This is a genomic window from Deinococcus hopiensis KR-140 (assembly GCF_900176165.1).
In the GTDB taxonomy this organism is placed as follows: Bacteria; Deinococcota; Deinococci; order Deinococcales; family Deinococcaceae; genus Deinococcus; species Deinococcus hopiensis.
In genome coordinates this window covers 245589-269460 of the sequence record NZ_FWWU01000004.1, presented here as the reverse complement: position 1 = coordinate 269460, position 23872 = coordinate 245589, and the positions used below count along the sequence as shown (strand labels likewise).

General features: G+C 63.4%; 19 protein-coding genes and 2 pseudogenes. 5 read left to right on the top strand and 16 right to left on the bottom strand.

What is annotated here, in order from left to right; all coding sequences use genetic code 11:
- Nucleotides 1-76: 76 nt before the first annotated feature.
- A complete protein-coding gene (locus B9A95_RS04400) occupies nt 77-1348 on the bottom strand; it encodes an O-antigen ligase family protein (protein ID WP_084045715.1) in 1272 nt (423 codons plus the stop codon).
- A 65-nt stretch (nt 1349-1413) separates the two neighbouring features.
- On the bottom strand, nt 1414-2028 hold the full coding sequence (locus tag B9A95_RS31545; RefSeq protein ID WP_139806444.1) for a tetratricopeptide repeat protein: 615 nt from the start codon (nt 2026-2028) through the stop codon (nt 1414-1416).
- Nucleotides 2029-2207: 179 nt separating this feature from the next.
- On the opposite strand from B9A95_RS31545, the gene B9A95_RS33200 reads away from it, so the two are divergent.
- The 3 genes and pseudogenes from B9A95_RS33200 to B9A95_RS04375 form a co-directional block, all read left to right on the top strand.
- Nucleotides 2208-2360, top strand: a complete 153-nt coding sequence (locus B9A95_RS33200; protein ID WP_170928413.1) for a hypothetical protein — start codon at nt 2208-2210, stop codon at nt 2358-2360.
- A 2399-nt stretch (nt 2361-4759) separates the two neighbouring features.
- Nucleotides 4760-5057 (top strand): annotated as a pseudogene (locus tag B9A95_RS35030) (transposase); the annotation flags it as partial.
- Between the two features lie 107 nt (nt 5058-5164).
- Nucleotides 5165-5374, top strand: a pseudogene (locus tag B9A95_RS04375) (IS66 family transposase); the annotation flags it as partial.
- Between the two features lie 419 nt (nt 5375-5793).
- On the opposite strand, the gene B9A95_RS04370 reads toward B9A95_RS04375, so the two are convergent.
- Both B9A95_RS04370 and B9A95_RS04360 read right to left on the bottom strand, forming a co-directional pair.
- Nucleotides 5794-7644 carry a CASTOR/POLLUX-related putative ion channel gene (locus B9A95_RS04370; RefSeq protein ID WP_212648245.1) on the bottom strand — a complete coding sequence of 617 codons (1851 nt, stop codon included), beginning with the start codon at nt 7642-7644 and terminating at the stop codon, nt 5794-5796.
- A 186-nt stretch (nt 7645-7830) separates the two neighbouring features.
- The gene (locus B9A95_RS04360) at nt 7831-8634 is read right to left on the bottom strand and encodes a M8 family metallopeptidase (RefSeq protein ID WP_084045709.1); all 804 of its coding nucleotides are present in this window, start codon (nt 8632-8634) and stop codon (nt 7831-7833) included.
- A 379-nt stretch (nt 8635-9013) separates the two neighbouring features.
- Between B9A95_RS04360 and B9A95_RS04355 the strand changes: the two genes are divergently transcribed.
- On the top strand, nt 9014-9514 hold the full coding sequence (locus B9A95_RS04355; protein ID WP_084045708.1) for a PDDEXK family nuclease: 501 nt from the start codon (nt 9014-9016) through the stop codon (nt 9512-9514).
- 49 nt (nt 9515-9563) lie between these two features.
- Complete coding sequence (locus tag B9A95_RS04350; protein WP_084045707.1) at nt 9564-10523, top strand: LysM peptidoglycan-binding domain-containing protein; 960 nt, start codon at nt 9564-9566, stop codon at nt 10521-10523.
- Nucleotides 10524-10546: 23 nt separating this feature from the next.
- On the opposite strand, the gene B9A95_RS04345 is transcribed toward B9A95_RS04350, so the two are convergent.
- The 12 genes from B9A95_RS04345 to B9A95_RS04290 all read right to left on the bottom strand — a co-directional run bounded on the left by B9A95_RS04345 (nt 10547) and on the right by B9A95_RS04290 (nt 23845).
- Complete coding sequence (locus B9A95_RS04345; RefSeq protein WP_245808131.1) at nt 10547-11386, bottom strand: metallophosphoesterase; 840 nt, start codon at nt 11384-11386, stop codon at nt 10547-10549.
- A gap of 114 nt (nt 11387-11500) precedes the next feature.
- The gene (locus tag B9A95_RS04340) at nt 11501-12607 is read right to left on the bottom strand and encodes a glycosyltransferase family 9 protein (protein WP_212648244.1); all 1107 of its coding nucleotides are present in this window, start codon (nt 12605-12607) and stop codon (nt 11501-11503) included.
- The gene (locus tag B9A95_RS04335) at nt 12604-13404 is read right to left on the bottom strand and encodes a glycosyltransferase family 2 protein (protein ID WP_084045706.1); all 801 of its coding nucleotides are present in this window, start codon (nt 13402-13404) and stop codon (nt 12604-12606) included. Before B9A95_RS04335 ends, B9A95_RS04340 begins: the two co-directional genes overlap by 4 nt.
- Nucleotides 13401-14492, bottom strand: a complete 1092-nt coding sequence (gene waaF, locus B9A95_RS04330; protein WP_084045705.1) for a lipopolysaccharide heptosyltransferase II — start codon at nt 14490-14492, stop codon at nt 13401-13403. The genes B9A95_RS04335 and waaF overlap by 4 nt, the downstream gene beginning before the upstream one ends.
- Nucleotides 14492-15955, bottom strand: a complete 1464-nt coding sequence (gene rfaE2, locus B9A95_RS04325; RefSeq protein ID WP_084045704.1) for a D-glycero-beta-D-manno-heptose 1-phosphate adenylyltransferase — start codon at nt 15953-15955, stop codon at nt 14492-14494. The genes waaF and rfaE2 overlap by 1 nt, the downstream gene beginning before the upstream one ends.
- A 238-nt stretch (nt 15956-16193) precedes the next feature.
- Entirely contained in the window at nt 16194-16811 is a 618-nt protein-coding gene (locus B9A95_RS04320) for a D-glycero-alpha-D-manno-heptose-1,7-bisphosphate 7-phosphatase (RefSeq protein ID WP_084045703.1), read from the bottom strand.
- The gene (locus B9A95_RS04315) at nt 16808-17575 is read right to left on the bottom strand and encodes an SDR family oxidoreductase (RefSeq protein ID WP_084045702.1); all 768 of its coding nucleotides are present in this window, start codon (nt 17573-17575) and stop codon (nt 16808-16810) included. The genes B9A95_RS04320 and B9A95_RS04315 overlap by 4 nt, the downstream gene beginning before the upstream one ends.
- A complete protein-coding gene (locus tag B9A95_RS04310) occupies nt 17572-19533 on the bottom strand; it encodes a glycosyltransferase (protein WP_084045701.1) in 1962 nt (653 codons plus the stop codon). The genes B9A95_RS04315 and B9A95_RS04310 overlap by 4 nt, the downstream gene beginning before the upstream one ends.
- Nucleotides 19530-20498, bottom strand: coding sequence for a glycosyltransferase family 4 protein (locus B9A95_RS04305; RefSeq protein ID WP_084045700.1), 969 nt, complete (start codon nt 20496-20498; stop codon nt 19530-19532). The genes B9A95_RS04310 and B9A95_RS04305 overlap by 4 nt, the downstream gene beginning before the upstream one ends.
- Before the next feature lies 1 nt (nt 20499).
- Entirely contained in the window at nt 20500-20892 is a 393-nt protein-coding gene (locus B9A95_RS04300; RefSeq protein WP_084045699.1) for a glycosyltransferase family 9 protein, read from the bottom strand.
- Nucleotides 20882-21880, bottom strand: coding sequence for a glycosyltransferase family 9 protein (locus B9A95_RS04295; RefSeq protein ID WP_084045698.1), 999 nt, complete (start codon nt 21878-21880; stop codon nt 20882-20884). The genes B9A95_RS04300 and B9A95_RS04295 overlap by 11 nt, the downstream gene beginning before the upstream one ends.
- Nucleotides 21881-22234: 354 nt before the next feature.
- Nucleotides 22235-23845 carry a carboxylesterase/lipase family protein gene (locus B9A95_RS04290; protein WP_084045697.1) on the bottom strand — a complete coding sequence of 537 codons (1611 nt, stop codon included), beginning with the start codon at nt 23843-23845 and terminating at the stop codon, nt 22235-22237.
- Between the last annotated feature and the right edge of the window lie 27 nt (nt 23846-23872).

Below are 23872 nucleotides of genomic sequence, written 5' to 3'. Positions count from 1 at the left end.
ATTTAGTGGGAGATAATTTGTGATTTTCTGTTCGAAAAACTGTTAGACAATATAAGAAGTGTATATTAATGGGAGTTTATTTCGATTCCACGGGAGCAGTAATAGCTGCATGGTCCTGAGAAGGGATAGAAAAGCCGGCAATAGCCCCTGTGGAAACCCAGGCCCATGCCATGGTGCCAGCTATTACTGTCGAGTGGGCATCATACAGACCCGAGATCCACAGGCCTGTAAGACCTGAGAGCAAAGAAGCACCAAGCATGTCTTGTCGCCTACCGGAGAGGAGTGTTAAGGTAATAATAATTAAATATATTGCCAGGCCTGTTTTTCCCAATTCGATAGCAACTTGGAAATAGTCATTATGTGCATAATTAACGAGCTTGAATGAAGGGTCATTTCCCTTATCCGCCTTATCAGGGCGAAATTTAGGCATGAAGTAGACGAAATTACCAGGACCTACTCCGTATAAGGGTGTATGTTGAGTCGCCTTGAGGTCCTGTTCCAAGATGCGTTTTCTTGGAAGAACAAAGCCGGACATGGAGGTTTTTTGAGAAAATTTTAGTGCTTGATCAATAAGAGGCCATTTCTGCTGGTCCGATATCAGCCAGACGCTTCCTCCAACTAAAAGCACTATTGATGTAGCAAAAATGAAACCAAGAGGGCGAAAAAGTCTCCATATCCATAAGGTAAATACAATCGATGAGGCAAGAACCGCTGCCGGAAAACTCGAGGAGCTTGTGTGTAAAAGGCAATAGAAGAGGGCAACCGATGTAGCAAGACCTAAAACTTTTGTGAGTATAGATTTGTGAAAAAGAAGTGCCCAAAGCGAAATTGGTAGGGCAAGAATTATATAGCCCGCGAAGTGACTGGGGTTATAATAGAAGGAGGTTATGAGTGCTGGGTCCACTGTAAGTGTTTTCCCATACCCCATTTTTTGTATAATTCCGTAGGCCGACATGGTTGTACCTACAAGTAGTAGCCATAAGCCGAAGATATTCCTCCTGGAAACTGTCCTGAGGAGATACTGGGCGGATAAGGCCGCCAAAAACATGCTAACTAGCAATCCTCCCTGCTGGAAAGCAGCAAAAGAATATTGAGCATGTAAAATACTTAGCACTATCCAGATTATCATAAGTACTATAGAGGTGATCCAAGGCAAGTTATAAAAACGAGGCCTCTTCGAAAGTGCAACACCAAGAATGCAGAATAGGAAAACCAGAGCACCTAAAATGGTGATAATCGCTTGTCCCCCTGCAAAAACACTGCCCTGAGCAATAGGACCCCAAGCAACAAAAAGTAGGAGAAGAAGAAATGACAGAGTATTTGATGTTTTTGCAATTTGATCTAACATGATCCATCCATAACTTTACTCTTAACTAGAATTTTATTAATGGCAGATCCAATAACTAAAGATATTCACTTAAGACGTTCCTCGGCACTTTCGCTCTCCTGGTTGGGAAGAATTTCCTCCGCTTTTCTAAAAGCAGCCAATGCTGCCTCCGTATGACCCGCTCGCTCAAGAGCTTTTGCTCTGTCAACTATAAAGCCGGGATTATGAGGGTCTCGTTTTAGTGCTTGCTCAAAAGCTGCATCAGCTTCACTGTGATGCTCGGCCAAGGAAAGAAGGCGGCCCATTTCGTACCAAGGCATTGCGCTGAGGCGATTAAGCCTTGCTGCTTCCTTATATGCCGAAAGTGCATGATTAAATAGCCAATCTTTTGAATGATTAAACCATAGGTCAGGCTCCCGCAACAGTTTTGCGGGAGCCGTTGTAAGGCCTGCATCATGCAAATACCAAGCCGCCCTATACGTTTGGCCAAGATCAGACCAAAGTTCAGCTGATTTTGGATTTCGTTTCAATTCTGTTTCGAGCGCCTTCCAAGACTGATCGTATTGGGCCAATCCTGCCAAAGAAGCAGCTCGTTCGCGTACCTTGCTGACACTATAGCCATTGATGGCAGTCAGTGTAGTCCAACCGACTACACTGACTGCCACCAGTATTAGAACGAATGCCCGAAATAGAAGTAACACCGACGGGAGAATTGGGTTTTAGGAGCGGGGGCTAATAGGGGTGATGGGCGAAGTCGTGTTGTTGACGAGCGGTGGGAGGGGAATTGGGTTGGCAAGCGCTGTGCCGACGGCGGTAGAAATTGCAGCCGCAGCGGCGGGAACGGCAACCACAACAGCCGCGCTAATAGCCTGGGACGCTGTTGGCACCGCCTGCACAACAGCTGCAGCAATCGCTGCGGCCGCCTGTGGAGCCGCTGTCGCCACAGCAGCAGCAATCGCTGCCGCTGCTGCAGGATTGGCCTGGGCCGCCGTTTGAGCAATGGCTGCCGCTTGAGCAGGTGCTGCAGTCGTGACCGCAGCGGCGATGGCTGCTGCTTGAGCAGGTGCTGCCAGTGCAACCTGACCAGTAATTTGGGCTGCAGCCGCAGGATTTGCAGCTGCAGCCGCAGCCGCAACAGCGGCTGCAGCAGTAGGAACAACGCGGGCTACAGAGCCTGCAATCGCTGCAGCCGCGGAAGGCACAGCGTTAGCGGTAAACCCACTAATCGCTGCTGCGAGTGAGGGGCGTGCTTGCGCCGCAGTGGCAGCAAGAGCAGCAGCATACTCGGGGTACTGCCGCAGCAGTGCAGTCAGCCGTGCCTGAGCGGCAGTTGACAGCGTCGTGGCTGAGGTGCTGCTGCTTTGCAGAATGCTATTCATCTGTGCGCGGACAGATGTGGGAAGCGTGCTCTGCTGAGTCTGTGCACCGGCAGTCGACGCCAGCAAGGTTCCAGCAAGGGCCAGCTTAAGAAGATGTGAGCGATTGAACATTGAGTATTCCCTCCCTTTTTGACTATCATGCGATAATCAGGGACAGATACTGCCCCTACCGTGAGAACTAACCTAACAATACCACAACCCTCAGGTTGAGTGTGAGACCAAAGGGGAATCAACCCCTTTTAGGGGTACGGGTGTTTGGCTGAGCGTCTCAAAACGGGTTGGGCACAACCAAGCACGATGTTTCTTTGAAACCCACTTCATGACTGGGAGATGGAGAGAAAGCACCGAAGTAATAAAATTGTAACAAGTTCGGAGCTCCTGCGCTACCTCTTCCAGGGCTAGTCGCAGCTCTCTGAATATTGAAGGTGCAAATGTGAGCAGTAGGACATTGAATGGCTGAGCCTTCTTCTCTCCGCGTATGCCAGAGCATTCAAGGTCAGTTCCGTGCGCCCCACGAAGGCCTGAAGGCCCGCCATGTTGACGCGTTCCACCTCACCCAAGCTGCGGTACGTCGTGGCTCGGTCTCCCTGGAGTTCCTTCGAGGCCTTGACCGTATGCGCCGGATACATAAGGGTGCGGTTCAGGACAGCGTTGTCTGCCTTCACGCCTAGGCTTCTAGCTCGTCGCAGGTCCCACTCAAGTAAGAGATTATCTCCAGCGTCGAGTCGTCGTACTCCAGTAGCCTCAGCCGCCGTCCACATACTGGATGGCGTACAGTTATGTTGGACCCAGTCCGGTGATAAGTGGCAGCTCTCCTCACATATCAGCAGGTAGGGTGTCCACACCCACTACTTGCCGGGCAAGCAGGGCAGGTAGGAAGCGGCTCATTGTTTGCTTGGTGCAACTGTAGGGATAGCCAATCAGGTATTCAAGCGCCGGGGCCCAATGTCCAGCAGGGAAGGGGTGACGAACACTCCCAGCAGCGCTGAAGCCATACTTGCTCCGGTGGCCACCTCCAAAGTCACCTGGTGGTCCGCACGTCCTATTGATCGCGGCACAAATCGATATGAATTCCAGTGGGACGTTCTGCGTGCTGGCCATTTTCCCCGTGACCCGGGGTGCAGAGGACCGGGGCGAACTTACGCCGTGATCAAATAGTGCTGTCGGGGTCGTGTTATACCCCCGTACCGTGACGGAATGCGGTAACTTGGGGCTGTCCTGACCTGGGGTGTGCTCATCCCAAAGGAGACGTCGAGCTGTCTCACATGGTAGGCCCACATCCGTATGTTCTGTCTGGTGTAGCCGCCCGAACTCCCGAACTAATGAGGATTGCCACACCCGTATCGCCGAATACCTGCGATTCAGCACGTGGGAGGCTGGAACGCTGCACGTTGGTGCGGCCCTGCAGCAGGTGCGGCGAGATGTTGTTCACCACGCCGGTCGGGGTGGCCTGGTCGCCGTGAACCATGCAGGTGGGCCTCCTCAGACAGGTATTGATTAGGTACCCTCGGGTCTGCGTTTCCACTTTAAATGCAAGTTTTCCTTAAGAAGAAGGGCCTGCTGAGTAACAAATTTGTTATGAAAATGAATATAGGCTTAATTATGAACAGACAGAAGCCTAAATTAGCAAGTGGAGTCACGATAACCGATACGGTTTTTAAAGTCAGCGTTTTTCTTGGCAGCATTTCAGTGAGTACGGGCCTCGTCTACCTTCTCACTCGATCTGCTCCCTAAAACTAAAAGTGGCTTTCCCGCGTCTCACTAGGGGATTTTCTATTTCGCCTATGATGTGTTGACCCGTGGGTCACGGCTGTCCTCGTTCCTTCCTCGCTCAAGCTCTGGTCTAGGATGAGGTCCATTCTATGGGAAGTCATAGAGAGCCTTATCACAGTAAGCCAGTCAGTTTCTGATAAGCATTAGGGCCAATGGAATACCTAACTCCCAGCATGTTGGTATGGGGTTGAGTGAATGTATTCGTGTATCTGATTAGCGGCCTGAGCTCCCCCGCCTCTGGGCGGGGGAGTTGCAGTTAGGATGGGAGCAGGGCTGGGACGCTCTCGGACTGTACTTCGGGAAAATTCAGCAGGGTGACAGGGGGGACAGCGTCGGTGATGCTGGCCTTCTCCTAGGCGTCGACAACTGCCAAGCTGGACGCAAGAACAGGAAGAAAAAGACGCAGGATGGATGACCAATGCGTCGTTACAAGCGACGCTGGAAGGTGGAACGCACGACCTTATTGGCTGCAGTCATTCAGGCGTGTTCGGACACGAGATGAGCGCAAAGCCCAGAACTTCCTGGGCTTCGTCCAGCTCGCCTGCATCCTCATCCTGCTCCGTCGGATTTCCGGATGACCTGTAGTACTACAGTTGCAGTTGCCCAAGGAACCTGTTGTTCAAGGGCTTTCTGTCACCAGGCACCTCCCGAGAATTCCCGTGTTTGAGGGACCCAATCGCCAAATGCAACTGTAGTAGTAGCAGCCCCCCAGATTCCACCCACGAATAACGCAGCAGAGCGAAGTCTCCGGACCGTGGTAATCGCCAGAAAAGTTTCGCAGTGCAGCAAAAATGCCCTGGGGGCGCAGACATACATGCGCATCAAGTCCACGGTGGAAACCGCCAAACTCCGGGGTCAGGACCCCGTGGACGTGCTCTTCCACCTCAGCCGCTAATCAGAGACCCCCGCACAAATGCTTATTGTGCGTCATAACCTATGGTTCGGTCTCGTCTTTCTCTTGCAGCACGAGGACGTGACTCAGAGCGCCATCAACAAGAGTGACAACGGCACGGCCTGGCTGCTTCAGATTCCTCTAAGGCGGAGCACCTTTCTAACTGGCCTAACCCTCATGCTCAGTGCCGCAGACCTGGGCAGCTGCCCTGCAAATCTCCCGCACTCTTCTGAATATCTGTCACCATATCCCTCATCTTCTGGGCGGCGCCGAATCTTATGGGGGCGACCACCTACGCTTGGAGCATCATCACACACAAGCATGTGCGGGCACGGGGCATCAATGGGCCTGCGTGTCAGGGTCTGCGGACCAGAGTCAACTCTCCGCCAGGACGATGATGCGGTCGTTTGACGAGAAACGGATCAAACCCGACTTGGGGGATTGAGGTGCACGCCATAGGCCAGCTTCGGGCTCTCCGCCTCGCTTCTGAGCCGGTAACCGATGGCGATCTCGTTTCGGCGGGCCGCTTCGAGCACCGTGTAAAAGTTCAGTGGCTGATCCAAGGCTACGTAGTCGCTGGCAGGCTTGAGGTAGATTTCGGAGCCTTCGGCCCTGAACAAGTCGTCGAACACCGCCTTGAGCCCTCCATTTTCCGATACCTGGGAGATCAGAAGGCTCACCAGGCGGTCAGAGACGATGAAATCGTCGGCCTGGGTCACCTGAGCCAATTCGCGGTTGCGCACGTCGAGCATCTCAGAGACGATGGAGAAATCCTGCCCGGAGCGGCTCGCCATGTCACGCAGGTGCAGCAGGGTCACGAGGGTGCGTCCATCTGCCTCCTGAACGTCCGTGCCGTCTGAGGAAAGCGTGATGATGTGATCGTATCCGCCTGGACGCATGGCCTCAAGGACCCGGCGATCGGTGGTGTCACCCACGTACAGTTCAACGCTTTGACGCTCGAGGCCATGCCGCAGTTCGTCCAGCACTTGGGCTGCTTCCGGTATGTCCGAGACAACAGTCATGCTGGAGCCTGGCGCAACATACCGGTCAAGCTCGGTGATAACCGTCGGGGCCCGCTCATTCCAGCCAAGGACCAGGATCCGCTCGGGTTGTGGAATTCGCGTCACGGGCAGGCGGATCGCCGCCTCGTCGATATCTGGCTGAACGGGGACCGCGCGTACGGTATCGTCGTCCGCCGAGATGGCAATCACCCGGTCACCGGCAGCGATCGCGAGGTCCATCGGCGGATGGACCAGGATCTGCCCGTCGTGTCGACGCAGCCCGATGAGACTCGAATCCGCGAACGCCGAGAGGGCTTCTCCAAAAGTGCGTCCCACCAGGCCTGGCAACTCGGCGAAGTAGATCTCGTCTCCTCCGAAGTCGAGCAGTTCGGTGTAGACCACTGACAGCCCGGACTGGCGGCATGTCTGCACCATGATCCGGGAAATCAGATCGTCCACCAGGATCAGGCTCGTTTCCTCCCGGCCGACCAGACGGGCTGCTTCGAGGTTTCGCGCGTCACGGAGCTCGGCGACGATGTGATAGGGCTCGGCCCGGCGGCCAGGATTGTTGGTGATGGCCAGAACCGATTTGATAACGCTCGAGTCGGCGTTCTCGTCCTCGGGAGCCAGCACGATGATGGAGCGTGCCGCATGCGGGTTGGCGATCTCCAGGTCCGCCAGATCAATCGGGCTTCCGGTGCGGCACACGATGCGGGTCCGGCCCGTGGGACCGAGCCGGGCGCGCAGTTCATCGTCCATCTCCACCTTGTCCTTGTCGGCCAGGATGACGATGCAGGCCCGGCGCTGGTTGGCGTTGGCCACGACCAGTTCGGAGAGAATGGTAAAGACGTGGGATGACCAGCCAAGGATCAGGGTGTGGCCCTCCTCGGCGACGAACGAGCGGCCCTTGCGGAGCTCCTCGAGCCGCGCCTCGATGCCGCTCGTCACCACGCCGATCAGCATGCTGACCACGAAGATGCCGCCGAGCGTCATGGCGAACATCGTGGCGAGAAACAGAGGCGTTCCACTGTCCCCGCCGATGGCCCCAGAATCCAGGGCCCGCATCAGGTTCCACCACAGCAGGCCGCCAAAGCCGATTGGCTTGTGGTCTTCCCCGGACGGTACCTGACCCGTGACCTGCACGAAGAGGCTCACCAGGACAATCAGGAGGACCGATACCAGGAACAGCCAGCCGATCATCGCCCCTGGTCCACGGGCCATGGAGTTGTCGAAGCGGTACCTCAGGTGCTCGCGAAACGTTGCTCGCCTCATGTGTGGCTCCCTTTCAGGCTCTGCGCCAGGACGGCCTTGATGGTAACCATGTTCAAGGTAAAGGGCAGGTTGGTCCAGGTCGTGACAGAGGGAAACTCAGGAGCAGCAAGGTCCCGGGTTGGTCTGAAGTGCAGAGCCAGGTGTGGGGCACGCTCCCCGGCTTTAGAGGTGCCTTTGGGGCGCACTTCAGTCCCCCTCAGGGCATTGTTTGGTGGGCAGACGGAAAGGGTCTGCCGCCTTTGGGTTGACGGTGTAACCGAGATCCTCGAGGGCGCCCAGCGTGAGCGCACTGATGGGATTGACCCGGCCCAGATAATCACCAGCACTGCCCGAAACAATCTCCGAGCAGACGGTGTCGCCCGCCCAGTGTCCCCTGTCCGGGTCCAGTGGAATGCCCTGTTCCTTTCCGCCCAGCTTCCGGTAGGCCGCGACGGCTCTGGGCCCAGTGTAGTAGTACATCCCTCCCTTCTTCCGAATGAAGTTCTTTTCGTCAGTATTCCCCTCCAGGGAGACCCGGGCGTCCGCTTCCCAGAGCGTCCCGACGCCAAGGGCATGCAGGGTTTCGTGGACCATGGTGTCGAGCAGATCAACCCCGGGGAGGTCGCCGGTCACCTGGGCATTCAGGAAAATCGATGCGTAGATTGGCAGGTAATTGTCCTCGTGCAGCTCGCATGGCCCTGACTCACCGTAGAGATCCTCGTCCAGGTTCTTCACCGTCACGAAAATGACCAGGTGGGTGAACCGCTCCTTGAGCCTGGGAATGCCCTGGTCACAGGAGTTGGCGGGCAGATCGACGTTCACCGGGAGGTAAGGCGAGGTAATCAGCCGCGAAACGCGGTCCGTGGCGGCCACCACGGTGGCCTTCTGAGCGGCGCTGAGCGGTTGACCGAGAAAGCGGGTTTCGATGACAAAGGGTTGGGCAGCGGCCCAGGGACCTGCCGTTACCGCCGCCAACAGCGAGGCCAGGAAAAACCAGGTTCGATTCTTCATCTCCCTGCACCGTACGCGCTGGCGTCTGACGCAACTCTGAGTGACCTCAGGGAGAAGGGGCCGGACGAGATGGAGAGACCTTCCGGCACAGGCCTTGAGGTTTCAGAAACAGGCCCTGATTCCTGAGAGGAGGAAACAGTCCGTGCTCCACCGGCACAAAAGGCACTCCGCGCTTCCGGGGTTGGGGGCTGGGTATGCCACGTCCCGCTGGAGCGCACACCTTGTTCCTCTGTCTGGAGATTGCGCGGCTGTTCTGGGCGGGACAGCAAACAGGAGGGGATCCTGGAGAACGCAGGAAAGCCACTCAACCTTTATTTCTTAAGGAGCCTTCACTTACAGGCGTCAAGGTCCCGTCAGGACCTGAAAACTACCCTGAGTCATGCACGGATTCTTCGCAAAACGTACCCCGGCCGCTCTGCCCGTGCGCTCCACCGCGCTGGGGTCCGCTTCCGAAGCTTCCCGCCCTGCGGGATCTCGACCAGAGCCGTCGCCCGCCGCCACACCTCGCCCCTACACCCGTGAGGGTGATCGCCTGGGGACCGCCCTGCGCGAGTTTCTGTCCAGCCAGCGCTACGAGGTGCAGGAAAACGTCCGCCTGAAGGACTTCCTCGCGCTGACCTGCAGCGCCCAGGCGCCCGCCGGAACGCTGACGCGCGAAGCGGTGCGCCGGGTGGACTTCCTGATCGTCAGCCGCGGCTCCAAAACGCCCGTGCTGGGCCTGATGCTGGCCGACGCCACCTACGGGCGGGACCGCCGCCGCCGTACGGAGCCGTCAGGCAGCGAGCGAATGAGCGGCAGCATCGTGACGCTGCTGGAGGTCCAGGCGCAGGCCCTGCTCGCGCCTGGAGCCCTCGCTGAGGCGCTGTTGCCACACCTGTAACGCTACACTCCGTGATCATTCCCTCCTTTCCGGAGTAGAGTTGGGCGGAATGAAAGGTTTGCAGGTGGGAGTTCGTGGGCTGGGGACTGGTTTGGCGGCGCTGTCGTTGCTCGCCGGGCCACTGCTGAACGGCGCGGGAGCAGAGCGGGCGCTCACGTCCTACACGGTACGGATGGGCGATACGGTCTACAGTCTGTCCCAGCGCTCGGGCACGACGGTCAGCCAGCTGCTTCAGCTCAACGGCCTGAGGCAGCCGGTGCTGAGGGTGGGGCAGGCGATCAAGTTGCCGGTGACCCGGACGGGTCCAGCAGCGGTTCGTCCAGCTTCCACCCATTTACCCTCCGTGGCGGCCATCCCGGCACGTCCCGTCGCTCCGGCGCTCAAGCTCCAGTTGCCCCGGCCCGATCCCTTCGCCATCTCCGCTCCAGCTGTGTGGAAGGCCACGCCCGCTCCCACCGTCGCCAGCTTTATCGGCTGGTTTCCGCTGACCGATTCGCCCATCGGTAACGCCCTGCCGGTGCGGACCTACCTGCACGGCCTGGCCTTCAACTACCAGACCTACAACAACTGTGGACCCAGCGCCCTGTCGTCGGTGCTGGGCTTTTACCGCGTCAAGATCGGGCAGGAAGTCATCCAGCGGACGGTGCGGCCCGGTGGCGGCTACATGCAGGTCAGCGCCATCGCGCCTGAACTAGCCAAATTCAAGCTGCGGACCCTGACCATCCGGGGAGGCAAGCTGTCGCAGGTCAAGCGCCTGCTCGCGCTGGGCATTCCGGTGATCGTCCTGCAGTGGTATGACCGCCCCGGTCACATCCCGCACTTCCGGGTGGTGCGCGGTTACGACGATCAGGCGGGCGTGTTCTGGGTCAGTGACAGCATGGTGGGGCCGCTGGCGTACCTGAGTTACCGCAGCTTCGACACGTTGTGGAACACCCAGGACCGCAAAATGTTCCCCGTCTACCCCGAGGGCTACGACAAGGCGGTGCGCGAGCTAACCCGCATGAGTTGATTCCGGCGAAGGGCGGCCTGAGCTCACCCGGGAACGAAATCGAAGACGACCAGTTCCGCCGGACAGTGGAGCCGCACAGGAATCCCCGTGGTGCCCAGTCCCCGGGACACGAAACCGGGTGCCGGCCCCTGCACAAAGCCCTGGACGAAGCGCTGGCCGAACCGGCTGGCTGGCACGGGCGCGCCGATTCCCGGGAGCCGCACCTGACCGCCGTGGGTATGGCCGCAGAGGGTAAGGCTCACCCTGGAGGGAACGGTGGGCAACAGATCCGGATTGTGGCTCATCAGGAGAACCGCTCCCTGCGTGGGAGCGCCCATCAGCGCTGGTGTCAGCTGCGGGTCCCCTTTGCGCAGATCATCCACACCCGCGAGGTAAAGGTCATCCCGAAGGGGCAGTCCGCCATTTCTGAGCAGGCCGATGCCCGCATTCTTGAGGGCGACGGTAAAGGCGTCCCGGGCCTGTTGCGGGTCCCGGCCCGTCTTCTGCGCCTCCCGGTGACAGTAATCGTGGTCGTGGTTTCCCCACACGCCCCAGACTCCCAACGGAGCCCGGAGTCGGCTGAGTTCCTGAAACAGCGGTCCTGGCGCGTCCAGCAGGTGCCGATCTGCAAAGTCGCCCGTGATCAGCACGAGGTCGGGCCGCAGGGTGAGGGCCGTCTCCATCCAGGCCCGCACGGCCGCGGCACGGTGAAATGGCCCGTAATGCAGGTCGGTCAGCTGCACGGCCCGGATGGGGGACTGCAGCCCTGGCAGGGCGTAGACATGGTGGTTGATCTCGAATGCGTACGCCCCGTTCAGGCCGGTGGCCCCCAGGCTGCCCAGCCCCAATCCACCCAGCAAGACGGCCCGCCGTGAAATCTGCACCGCTTTACCTTAATGCGCGGGCGATGGGACGGGTGTCTACCCAAAGGGTGAGGACAGGAAACTGCCTGGGAAAGGCGTCCGTGGGTCGCCCCGCTTCTCCCAGGAACAACGCTCTTACGCGTGTCCAGCCTCGTGGCTGGCTGTGGCTTCGTCGGGGAGCCCGCCTTCTGTGGTGCGGAAGGGCTGTTGGAGCAGGCCCAACCCCACCTGCACCACCTCTTCGGGCGAAAAGTCCAGGCATTCGAGACTGAACGGGCAGGTAAAGGCGTAGCAAGGATGGCAGGGCGTGGGGCGGCGCAGCAGGGCGAAGGGGGCGCTGCGTGGCTGCCACTGCGTGTCCAGATCCGTGCCCGAGTACGTCACGAGGACGGGCGTGCGTGTGGCGTCCGCGAGGTGCAGGGCCGACGTGTTGTTGGTCAGCACCAGCTGGGCCCTGGCGACCAGCGCAGCGAACGCGGAGAGGTCCGTTTGCCCCAGCAGGTCCACACCGATGGGGCCGAGTTCGGCCAGCAGTTCCTGGCTGCGTTCGCGGTCCTTCTCCACGCCCGTGACAGCCACCTTGAGGCCGACTTGCTCGGCAATGAGCCGCGCTGCCCGGGCGGCCTTCTCGGGGGGGTAGGTCCGCGCCGAGCAACTGGCAAATGGGTTGAGGAGCAGGTACGGCTCCGGCATCAGGGCCGCTGCGCGCTCCCGCGCTTCCTCCGAAATGTGGATGAAGAGGGAACGGTCCCGCACCGGGAGCCCCGCCGTTTCCAGCAGCCGCAGATTTCGCTCGGCCTGGTGGCCGGCTTCATCTGTGGGAAAGGGGGGCTCGTGAGTGAGGAGGCCGGGAGCGCGTTCCTTCGATTCTCCGAGGCGCAGCGGAATTCCGGCGAACAGGCAGGCGACCGCGGCGGGGTGCGGCGTCTGACTGAAGGAGGTCAGCAGGACGGCTGCGTCGAAGTTCCGCTCACGCAGCAGGGAAATCAGCTCTTCCTCGCGCGCCGGATCGCACACTCCGCCTCCGAGTTGTTGCCACATTGCGCGCCAGACGATCACGTCGTCCACCCAGGGCAGCAGGGGTACGGCGTTCGCGCCCGCCGGGCTGCACATCAGGGTCAGGCGTGCGCCGGGCAGGGCTTCTTTCAGGGCACGCAGTGCGGGCCCCGTCATGACCACGTCCCCGATGTTGTCGAGCCGCATGACGAGGACGTTGCGGACTCCATTCCAGTCGGTGCTCACAGGTCCAGCACCTTTGGGGCGTCCACTTCCCGGTGGGGCAGGGTGGTGGGCAACTCCTGGTGGTAGACGCCCGAGGGCATTATCCCGCAGCCGCCGAATCGGGCCATCACCCGTTGCTGGGCGAGCACGTCCTCGCCCGCGTGGTGTTCGGGGAGTTCACGCCAGAAGCCAAAGCCGCCCACCGCTTCCAGGCAGGCGCGGTCATACAGCACGCAGCCGCCCACCCAGGCCACCTTGTAGACGCGGCTCCCTTCGGGCGCCGGGGCCTCGCGCTCCTGAACGTGCAGCAGGTTGGCCGCGTTGTGCAACTTGTACCGCTCCCAGGTGGGGAGGCCGGGCCGCACGGTTTCGGGTTGAACCGCACCCTCCCAGAACTCCACCCCCTGCTGATGGGGCCGCACGTCGGTTCTGTAACTCAGGCCGATCACGGCGCTGCCCACAAAGCCGCAGCCCTCGCGGCGGATGGCGTCCACCATCTGTCCCACCACCCACGTTTCCAGAATGAGGTCATCGTCAAGAAACAGCACCAGCGGCGCGCGGGCCTGGTCGAGCAGGAACTGGCGCTGCTCGGCCATGCCCCGCCGGGGCAGGTGGCGGCGAACCTCCACCTCACAGCCGTGCAGTTCCAGTACGCGGATGGCCGTCGCCACTTCGGCACGCTTGGTGGCGGGCTCTTCGCCCTGGTCCGAGATCACCACCCGGAAGGGCTGCACGGTCTGCGCGCCGAGGCTGGTCAGCGTGGCTGCCAGCGCGCCGGGGCGATCACAGGTGGGAATGAGGATGTCCACGTCGGTCATGCCAGCTCCAGTGGAGCGGGCGTCAGCAGTTCCAGCGCCGCCGAGACGACTTCGCCCGGGGTGACGCCCCGCAGGCAGAGGTGGTGCCCGGTGCGGCACACCGAGCTGTAGCACCAGCGGCAGGGCACGTCGTGCGAGAGGACGCGCGACGGCACCGCCCAGGGGGTGTGCTGCGGGTTGGTGAGTGCGTAGAGGTCCACCACGGGTGTGCCCAGCGCGGCGGCCATGTGCGCCGGGCCCGTGTTGTTGGAGATCAGGAGGGGAGAGCGGGCGATCAGGGCGGCGAGTTCCTCCAGGCTGAGCTCTCCGGCGAGCGAATGCCCCACCCCTCCGGCCATCTCCCGAATCCGGGCAATCAATTCCTGCTCCCCGCCGTCTCCGGTAAAAAGCAGGGGAAACCCCCGCGCGCTGAGCTCCCCCGCCACTTCCGCAAAGGATTCCGGCGGATAGCGGCGGGAGGCGGCGGTGGCTCCCGGGTGGATGACGATGGGGGACGGCAGAGGGCCGAGCCCCAGAGCTTCCAGCCGTGCCGTGACCCGGGCTCCCGCCTCGTACGAAAAGGAGAGGGACATCCGCTCGTCCGGCGTGAACAGACCCACCAGCGCCACCAGATCAAGCTGGCGCTGGACTTCGTGGCGAATGCCGCCCTCCGGCTCGGTTTCGCGTACCCAGTCGGTCAGGAGTTGATAGGGGTTCTCACGGCAGTGGGCCAGCCGCAGCGGAATGTCGGCGAGGAAGCACAGCATGGCCGAGGGCAGCGGGTTCTGGCTGTAGACCGTGAAGATGACGGCGGCGTCAAAGCCCCGCGCCCGCAACCCAGCGATCATCTCGAAGTCGGGCGCGCTGCTTTTGCGCGGAGCTGTGGCCTTGAGCCAGGGGGCCGGGTAGACGAGGACATCGTCTATCTCGGGCACCAGCCGCGCCACCGCCGCGCCGGGAGCGGAGGTCAGCAGCGTGACCTGACGTTCTGGGTGCCCCGCCTTGAGCGCCCGGATGGCTGGGGTGGTCATCAGCACGTCCCCCAGGGTGTCCAGCCTCACGGCGAGGATGTTCCGGGCCTGCGCCCAGGCGTCCGTTCCTCCCGGCATCAGGTGCCCGTCGCGTAGGCCCGCCGGACCCGTTCGATGATGCCGGTGGTGGAGCGGTCTTCGAGGTAGGGAAGCAGGCGAACCTCGCCGCCCAGCGACTCCACGAGGGGAGCCTCGGGCAAGGTCTCACGGGTGTAGTCGCCGCCCTTGACGTACACGTCGGGGCGCAGGGCCTCGATGAGCGCGGCGGGGGTGTCTTCGGTGAAAGGCACAATCAGGTCCACGCAGCTCAGGGCGGCGAGCACCTGCGCGCGGTCTTCGGTGGGATTGATGGGGCGCGAGCTGCCCTTTAGCCGGCGCACGCTCGCGTCGTCGTTCAGGCCCACCACGAGCACGTCGCCCAGCGCCTTGGCCTGGTTGAGGTACGTGATGTGCCCCCGGTGCAGCAGGTCGAAGCAGCCGTTGGTAAAGACCAGCCGCTTGCCCGCCTCGCGCAGCGCGGCGGCGCGGGCGACGAGTCCGTCACGGTCCAGCACCTTGTTCTCGGCAGTCAGGAAGTCCCGCAACTCGGCGGTGGTGCAGGTGGTGGTGCCGTCGCGCTGCACCACGACGGTGGCGGCGGCGGAGGCCAGGTCAGCGGCGGCGGGCGTGTGTGCCCCGGCCGCCAGCGCGAGGGCCAGCGTCCCGACGAAGGTGTCTCCGGCTCCCGTCGCGTTCGCGTTGGAGTGCGGGCGGGTAAAGGTGCGGTAGGCGGGCTGGCCCTGTTCGAATACGAGCGCGCCCTCCACGTCCAGCGTCACGGCCACGATGCGCGCCCCGGTACGGTCCAGCACCCGCTCCTCCCAGGCCGTCACCTGGGCGAGACGTTCCTCGGAAGTGGTCGCCGCCGTTTCTCCCAACAGGCGCAGCGCTTCGCCGTAATTGGGCTTCACCGCCGTCACGCCCACCTCGCGGTACAACTCGGGCCGCTTGGCGTCCAGCACGAGGACGCGGGGCGAGCGGGCCTGCTCCTCCGCCAGCGCTGCAATGACGCCCGGGGTGAGGATGCCGTAGCCGTAGTCGGAGACGATCACGGCGTCGGCACGGCGGAAGGCGGCGCGCAGGCAGGCGATGAGGCGCTCCTCGTCCTGATCCTTCACGCCCTCCTCGGTGCCCTGGTCCAGCCGCAGCAGAATCTGGGAGGCGGCCATCACGCGGCGCTTGACGAGGGTTTCGCGGCTCCTCGCGCGGACAACGCCCGCCGTATCCACGCCTGCTTCCTCCAGGCAGCCCAGCAGGATATCGCCCTCCGCATCGGCACCCACGACGGACAGAAACTCGACGGACGCGCCAAGGGCGCGCACATTGACGGCCGCGTTCGCTGCGCCGCCCGGCACATCCTTTCGTCCGCTCAGCGCCACGATGGGCACGGGGGCCTCGCGGCACAGACGGTCAGCCGTGCCGTAGAGGTAGCTGTCGAGCATTGCCTCGCCGATCACCAGCACGCGCAGACGGCGGAATTCTTCAACGTGTTCTAAAAGCATGGGGCCTCCTTCCTCGCTTTATTTCGGTGGGTCGTTGTTGGGTCTGTTGTTGGGAGAGTTGAAATGGATTCTCTGGATCCCTCCCTCCTTCTGGGGGAGGGGTAAGGAGGGGGCGACTGCCGAAGGCGATCCTGCCGCTTAAATCCCAATTGGTCGCGGACGCCCTGCACGTTCACCCCCTCAACGGCGCAGCTCTCCGGGCCTCAGCCTCCCGCCTTGCGGGTCGGGGGAGGAGGACTTAGAGAACCTCTGCCTGACGTGACTCCTGAGGCTGGAGCGGTGAACTGTTCAACGCCTTCGGCAAAATGAACCCCACCACCTCGTCCCAATTTCGCGCCGTGAAGTCCGGCGTACGGTGCGGGCCAGGCACCCACTCCGTCTCGCCACCGTTGTCCAGCAGAACGGTCCGGCACCCCGCGCGGTTTCCGGCCTCCACGTCGTTCAGGATGTCGCCCACCATCCAGGAGCGTGTCAGGTCCAGCCCCAACTCCTGCGCGGCCTGGCGAAGCATCCCCGGTCCCGGCTTGCGGCATTCGCACTCGCGTGCGTACTCGGGCACGGTGCCGTCCGGGTGGTGTGGGCAGTGGTAGAAGCCCGCCAGGACCACACCTTCTCCAGCCAGGAGTTCGCGCAGCCGCGCTTCCACGCCGGTCAGCGCCGACTCGGGAAAAAGGCCCCGCGCCACGCCCGACTGGTTGGTCACGACGACGAGGGCGAAGCCTGCCCCGTCCAGCGCCCGCAGGGCGGGCCCCACCCCGGGACTCAGACGGATCAGCCCCGGGTCCACGTTGTAGGGCACGTCCTCGATCAGGGTGCCGTCCTTGTCGAGTAGGGCGGCTTTCCGTAGGGCGCTCACGGCCAGGAGGTTTCGCGCATCGGGATGACGGTCAGCTCCGGCACCACCGTTCCCTCAGGCTGGAGCAGCACGTAGCGCACGGCCTCGGCGACGTTGCGCGGGTCTTGCAGGTTCTCCAGCGGAGTGTCGGGGAAGCGTTCGAGAATAAAGGGCGTCTGCATGCCGCCCACCACGAGCGCCGTGACACGCACGCCGAGAGGCCGCGCCTCCACGTGCAGCGCGTGGCTGAAGCCCAGCAGGCCCCACTTGCTCGCGTGGTAGGCGGTGGCGTTGGCCCACGCGCGCTTGGAGGCGGTGGAGGCGATGTTCACGATCGCGCCGTGTCCGCGCTTTGCCATCCGGGGCAGCACGGCGCGTGACAGCAGGAACGGACCGCGCAGGTTGACGTCCAGCACGCGGTCGATGTCTTCCACGCTCAGTTCGTCGATGGCGACCGTCACGTCCGTGCCCGCGTTGTTGATCAGGATATCGAGGTGGCCGAACTCCTCTTCCAGCTGCGCGACAACGGCTTCCAGCGCATTCTCGTCGCGTACGTCGAGGCTGATGGCCCGGGCCTGATGTCCGGCTTCAGTCAATTCGGTGACGAGCTCCTGCGCCTTGGTAAGTTGAATATCAGCGGTAACCACCTGCGCGCCGGATTCGGCCAGCACGCGGGAGATGGCCGCACCGAGGCCGCTGCCGCCGCCCGTCACGAGGGCGACTTTTCCAGCGAGGGACTGGGCAAAGGGGTTTTGGGTCTGGGGCTGAGACAGGGTATTCGTCATACGTTCACTCCTTGAGCACTAGAGGTGGGGGCGGAAATGAGGGGGGTGCTGCCGGGCGGGGTGAGCCGGACCGACGCGGGGAGGGCGGTGGGCAGGTGGGCGGGGACGCCCGCCGAGATCTGCTCCTCGACGAGCTCGCAGATCAGGTGCAGGGCGAGGATGTGGACCTCCTGGATACGGGGCGTGTCGGTGCTGGGCACCAGCAGGGGCAGGTCCGCCAGGACCAGGGCGTCCCCGCCCGAGCCGCCCAGCAGGGCGAGTGTGGTGACGCCGCGTGCCCGCGCCGCCTCCATCGCCGCGACGATGTTGGGCGAGCGTCCACTCGTGCTGATGGTGAGCAGCAGGTCGCCGGGCTGCCCGAAGGCCTCGACCTGCCGCGCGAACACGTCCCCGAAGCCGATGTCGTTGGACCAGGCGGTCAGCATGGCCGAGTCGGCGGTCAGGGAGATGACGGGCAGGCCCCGCCGTCCGGGAATCAGGAAGCGGCCCACGAGTTCAGCGGCAAAGTGTTGCGCGTCGGCGGCGCTGCCGCCATTGCCGCAGACCAGCACCTTGCCCCCGCGTTCGAAGCACGCCACGATTGCCCCCGCCGCCGCCACGATCTGCGGTTGCAACTCGCTGCGGGCGCGGGTCAGCGTGGCGATCAGGTTGCCGAAGGCCCGCTCCACGGCGGCGTCAGGGGCAGCCCGGTGGCCGCTGTGCAACGCCAGCGCTGGAATGACCCGCTCCACCTCCTCGCCGACCTCGCGGTAGACCTCGGCGAGTTGCCGGGCCACACCCTCCCAGGTGAAGTGGGTGCGGACCCGTTCCAGGGCGGCCTGTCCCATCCGCTCGCGCCGCGCCGGGTCCGCCAGGAGTTCGCCCAGGCGCTCGCCCAGCGCGTCTGGGTTGCGGGGGGGCACGAGTGCGCCCGTCACGCCGTCCACCACCGTGTACTGGATGCCGCCCACCTGCGCGCCGAGCACAGGGGTGCCGCACGCCATCGCTTCGAGGGGGGTGATGCCGAAGGGCTCGTACCACGGCGTGCTGATAAACACGTCGGCAGCGCTGTAGTAGTCGCGCAGGTGAGCACGTTCACGGCTGCCCGTGAAGGTCACCCGGTCTTCCACGCCTTCCTCGCGCGCCACTTCCCTTAAACGGCCCAGTTCGGGCGTCAGCGCCGGATCGGGGTCCGGGCTGTTGCCGCCCACGACGAGGAGGCGGGCGGGAATGCCAAGTTGGCGCGTGGCGCGGGCAAAGCCACGAATCGCGTCGTCCACGCCCTTGCGCCGGACCATGCGCCCGAGTTGCAGCACCACCGTCTCGTCGGGGTCCAGGCCCAGCCGAATGCGGGCTTCCCGGCGGCCCCGCGGCGTGAACTCCGCGGGATCGAAGCCGCAGGGCACGGTCACGATGCGGGCCGGGTCAGCGTCATACAGGTCGCGCAGGTCCGCCTCGTCCTGGGGACATTCTGCGACAATTCGGTCCGCCTCGCGCACCAGCCGCTCCTCGATGGCGAAGCGGTCGTCGGGAAAGCCGTCCGCCTCCCCCTGGTGCAGCCGCCGCACCTTACCGAGCGCGTGGAAGGTGATGACGAAGGGCACCCCAAGCTGCCGCTTGAGGTCCGCCGCCACCAGCCCCGACATCCAGAAGTTGGCGTGCAGGAGGTCATACTGTCCCTCGCGCGCCATAAACGAGGCCATGAAACGGGTAAAGTCCCCCATCAAGGGCAACAGGTCTTCTTTCGGCAGCACCCGGGCAGGTCCGGCGGGCACGTGAATCACGCGTACGCCCGGCACCCAGTTCATCACTTGGGGCAGGTGCGCGGCGTCGCGGCGGGTAAAGACGTCCACCGTGTGCCCCAGCTCCGCCAGATGCCGGGCCACCTGCGCCACATAGACGTTCTGTCCGCCCGCATCGGTGCCGCCCAGCGAGGCGAGCGGCGAGGCATGTTCGCTGATAAGCGCGATTCTCTTCACTTGACTCCTCCTACCAGTGCGCCGCGTCCGGCCACTTCCCGCAGCGCCACGTCCCAGTCGCGGGCAAAGCGCCCGATAGAGAAGCGCTCGCGCGCCACCGCCCTCGCCCCCTCGCTGAGCCGCCGCGCCTCGTCGGGGTCGTTAAGGAGGTGGTTCATCCGCTCCACCAGCTTCCGCACGTCGGTGTCCACATAGCCGTTCACGCCGTTTTGCACGGCGGTCGCCATCTCCGTGGTTGCCAAGCCCAGGATGGGCATGCCGAGCATCATCGCCTCGCACACCGCCAGACCCAGGCTGGTGTAACGGATCGGGTTGAAGAAGAAGCGGTACGGCGCGGCGAAGGCGGGCAGCTCGGCCAGCGGAATGCTGCCCAGCCCGCCCATCTCCTCGGCCTTGATGCCGACCAGATCGAGGGGGACTTCGGCCCTCACCTGCTCGAACACGTCCACGCCCAGGCGGCGGCCTCGCGACTTGAGGCCATTCACGACGGTCAGGCCGCGCGCTTTTTCGCCCGTCCACGTCATCCCCGGATCGGTCACGCCGTGTTCGATCACGCGCGTCGGCGTGCGTCCGCTGTTCCACATCAGGTCGTTGAAGTGGGTCACGTGGACGAGCAGCGTCTCGGGGTCGTCCACCGGATGCCGGGTGTCGGTGGGCGTCTCGCGCGGCGGGTCGTGCTCGAGGTAGATGCGCGGTAACTTGCGCTGTTCGGGCGAGAGGATTTCGAATTGATCTTCGAGGTAGTTCTTGTGTGACTGAAACAGCACGGCGTCAAACTGCTGGTTCCTCACGTCCTCGGCGGGCACGTCGTGCACGTTCTCGCCCCAGCGGAAGTCGCCCGCGCGCCCACCGTAGCCCTCGGGGCGTCCGGGTTTGACCGGGAGGTAAAACTCGTGGGGGGCCTGCGTCAGGTAGTACAGGTAGCTGCCGTGAATGTGCCAGGTCAGGATTCGGAGGGGTCGCATGTCAGCTCCTTTCGGGGGAGGGTGAGGCCAGGGCAGGCTTGATCCATTCGGTGAGCGCCTGCCCGCCAAACTCGGCGGAAACCCCCACGCGAACGGGAATACCGGCGAGTGCGCACAGGTAGCCCAGTCCGTGCGGCGAGTCGCCGGGAGGGGTAAGGAGGAAGGCGGCGTTAAACCGCCCGGCCCGCAACGTCTCCACAAGGTCGCGGGTCCAGAAGGTGGCGGGAGCCAGTACGTCGCCCGCCCAGAGCGGCGCCTCGTTCCGCTCGGCGGCGGGAACGAGCAGGGTGAGATGGGCATTCGGCCAGGCGGCCCGGTAGGTTTCGAGTTCGGGCAGGAGGGCCGCGACGTTCCCCGTACAGGCGAGCAGCGCACGCTGGACATCAACCGACACGCGCCACCTCCCGCCGCAGCAGGAAGTCCACTTCAGCCAGCGCCGCCCCGGCGTCATCGCCCACCACCCGGTGCCGCTCGCGGTCCAGAGGGGCCCAGCGCGCAGGGTCCGAAGCGAGGAACACGACCACGCTGGGCGTGCGGGTGGCTGCCCCGAGGTGTGAGACGCCAGTGTCTCCGCAGACGAGCAGCCGCGCGCCTTCCAGCAGCGCCGCGAGCGTCCCGAGGTCCGTCTGCCCGGTGAGGTCCAGAAGGTCTGCCGGGCCGAGGGCTTCGCGCACCGCCCGCGTCGCTTCCGCCTCGCCCGCCGTGCCCGTAAGGACGACCTGCAGGCCGCGCCCCCGCAACTCGCGGCCCACCTGCGCGAACTTCTGGGGAGACCAGCGCCGCTCGGGCACGCTCGCTCCCGGGTGCAGCACCGCGTACCTGCCTGGCGTTAACGCTTCCACGCCGGGCAGCGCACGCAACGCCGCGCGGTCTTCCCCCTGCACAGGAAAGCTCAGCGTCTCGCCCTGTGACGGGTAGCCCAGGTGCTTGACCACGCGCAGCCACACCAGCGGCTCGGGTTCGTCCTCACGGTAGGGCAGGAAGCGGGCGGGGTCCGGGCACCACTGGCCCGTCACGTACCGGCCCGCCATCTGCCGCGCCCCAAGCAGGGCCACCACGGGATTGGTCAGCGTCCCAGCCCCGTGCAGCTGCAGAGCGAGGTCGTACTGGCCCTGAACCTGCTGCAGGAAGCCGAGCAGATCGGCGTTTTTTACGGGTTGTTCGGGCAGACCCGGAAAACCCGGGAAAGGCAGGAACTGGTCGATCAGGTCCGGAAAACGCCCAGCGAAGGCCGCCGCCTGAGGAAGGCCTACCAGCGTGATTTCCGCCTCTGGCGCCCCTCTCCGCAGGGCCCGCAGTGCAGGGACCGCGCACAGCAGGTCACCCAGGCCCGGGAGGGCACGGAAGATCAGGATGCGTGGAGGGGGGATGACCAAAGACATGACGCCTCCGGCGGGCTGCCTCCCAAGGGGCAGCCCGCGGAAAAGAGAAACCGCTTCGCTCTGTCGGGCGTAGAGGAGTTGAGTGAGGTGGAAGGCTCTGCGGAAGGTGCCAATTCCACTCTCTGAAGAGCATCGTAAAAACCGCTTGTCAGGAATACATGGTGCAACTGCACAACGCAGGCAAAAGCAATACCTGTATTTTGTGCGGATGCACCAAACCAAAGGCCGTGCTGGAGAAAAGAGCTTCCAGCACGGCGAAAGACAGACTTCCTGGCTGCTTCACCTGCCGTTAAGCTCAGGTTGAGTCAGCGTTAAGTTTAGGGCGAAAAATGGTTTGGCAGAGGCTTTTCGACCTCAAGTCTCCTTGCCGTTCAGTGGTTCCTGACCCTGCACCGCTTCCAGCAGCAGGTGGCGCTCGCGGTGAATTTCAGGGCCTGCCTCTGGGCGGACGTCGAGGTGCATGACGGCCTCTTCACTTCCGGCGCTGAACGGTGGCCACTGCGGCAAACCCGGCCGATTGGGATCTCCAGCTTTGACGAATTGGACGTAGCAGGCCTGCATCAGGTCGGACAGCGCCGTGTCCTGCGCTGACCAGGCGTAGACCTCGTTCGTCGAGAGGTTGCCCATGAAGTACTCGATATCCGCAGAGTGAACCGCGCCGCGCGGGGTGGGCAGTGCGGGCAGGTCAGCGTCCTGCCTGTCCATCAAGCCGCCCGCCAGGCCCGGGACCTTGTGCTGAACTGCCGGAGACATGGGCGGCCGGGGGTGGGCGTACAGGTACCGGAACACCGGCTGGCCGCTGGTGGCGCGGTGCAGTTCGGCCCAGCGCCATGTGCTGTGGCCGATGAACAGGTCACTCGCCAGATCGGTCGCGGCCTGCGCCGCTTCCTCGTCCGTCGTTGCTGGGTAAACCTGGAGAAGCGCGTCTGCCCGGTCACCGAAGCGCAGCCGTAGGGCACGGGCAAACGCTCCGGGTGTCGGCGCCTCGCCCCGCAGAAGCCAGTCGTGGTTCATTTCTTCGGAATTCCAGCCGACCAGCAGCGGAACTCTCGCCTGCTGCCCCGTCACGTACAGGGCCGCCGGGTCGTCCGGCAGAAAGAAGCCGTCGAGCGTCGCGGTCCATGCCGGCGCGTGCGGGAGGGCGGTGGCTTCCAGAAGCGTCCCGGCGTCCAGGTCGCGCAACGCTGCGAGAGACGGAGCCTTCAGGTGTGCAGCGAAGGCCGCTCCGGCCGCTTCGGCCTGACCGAGCGGCACCGGCGGCATGGCACCCAGAATGGAGCCGCTGGAACCGATGGCGCCCGCCAGAAGGTCTTTTGAGAGGGGAGACACCAGATGCGCGCTCACCGCGACAGACCCGGCCGATTCTCCAGCGATGGTGACGCGGGCCGGATCGCCGCCGAACGCCGCGATGTTCGCCTGCACCCAGCGCAGGGCCTCGACCTGATCGAGGTAACCGAGATTGCCCGACGCGCCGTGCGGCAATTCCCGGCTGAGTTCCGGGTGGGCCAGAAATCCAAAGACGTTCAGACGCGAATTGACCGTGACGACGAGGATGCCCCGTTCGGCGAGGGCCGAGCCGTCGTACCGGGGCTCGGAGCTGTCCCCGGCGATATTTCCGCCCCCGTAGAAATACACGAGGACCGGACGTCCACCGGCGCCGGGTTCGGCGGGAGCCCAGACGTTGAGGTACAGGCAGTCCTCGCTCATGCCGGGGGACCTGAAATTCATGTCCCCGAACACGGGGCGCTGCATGGGGCGGGGTCCGAAGGTTCGGGCAGGCCGTACCCCCACCCAGGACGTGGGCGGTTGCGGTTCCCGCCAGCGCCGCTCGCCGGTGGGCGGCGCGGCAAAGGGAATACCGAGAAAGGCCATGACGTTCCGCGCGGGGTCCAGGGCGCCTTCCAGCACGCCGGAGCGGGTCTGAACCTGGGGAAAAGGGGGGGCCGCTGGAGGTGGGGTGTTCAAGGGAGACTTCTCCTTCGGGGAGGGAGG

Coding starts and splice junctions, on each gene's coding strand:
- B9A95_RS04400 (WP_084045715.1), bottom strand. CDS start 1,348: ATGTTAGATCAAATTGCAAAAACATCAAATACTCTGTCATTTCTTCTT.
- B9A95_RS04370 (WP_212648245.1), bottom strand. CDS start 7,644: ATGAGGCGAGCAACGTTTCGCGAGCACCTGAGGTACCGCTTCGACAAC.
- B9A95_RS04360 (WP_084045709.1), bottom strand. CDS start 8,634: ATGAAGAATCGAACCTGGTTTTTCCTGGCCTCGCTGTTGGCGGCGGTA.
- B9A95_RS04355 (WP_084045708.1), top strand. CDS start 9,014: ATGCACGGATTCTTCGCAAAACGTACCCCGGCCGCTCTGCCCGTGCGC.
- B9A95_RS04350 (WP_084045707.1), top strand. CDS start 9,564: ATGAAAGGTTTGCAGGTGGGAGTTCGTGGGCTGGGGACTGGTTTGGCG.
- B9A95_RS04335 (WP_084045706.1), bottom strand. CDS start 13,404: ATGACCGACGTGGACATCCTCATTCCCACCTGTGATCGCCCCGGCGCG.
- waaF (WP_084045705.1), bottom strand. CDS start 14,492: ATGCCGGGAGGAACGGACGCCTGGGCGCAGGCCCGGAACATCCTCGCC.
- rfaE2 (WP_084045704.1), bottom strand. CDS start 15,955: ATGCTTTTAGAACACGTTGAAGAATTCCGCCGTCTGCGCGTGCTGGTG.
- B9A95_RS04315 (WP_084045702.1), bottom strand. CDS start 17,575: ATGACGAATACCCTGTCTCAGCCCCAGACCCAAAACCCCTTTGCCCAG.
- B9A95_RS04305 (WP_084045700.1), bottom strand. CDS start 20,498: ATGCGACCCCTCCGAATCCTGACCTGGCACATTCACGGCAGCTACCTG.
- B9A95_RS04295 (WP_084045698.1), bottom strand. CDS start 21,880: ATGTCTTTGGTCATCCCCCCTCCACGCATCCTGATCTTCCGTGCCCTC.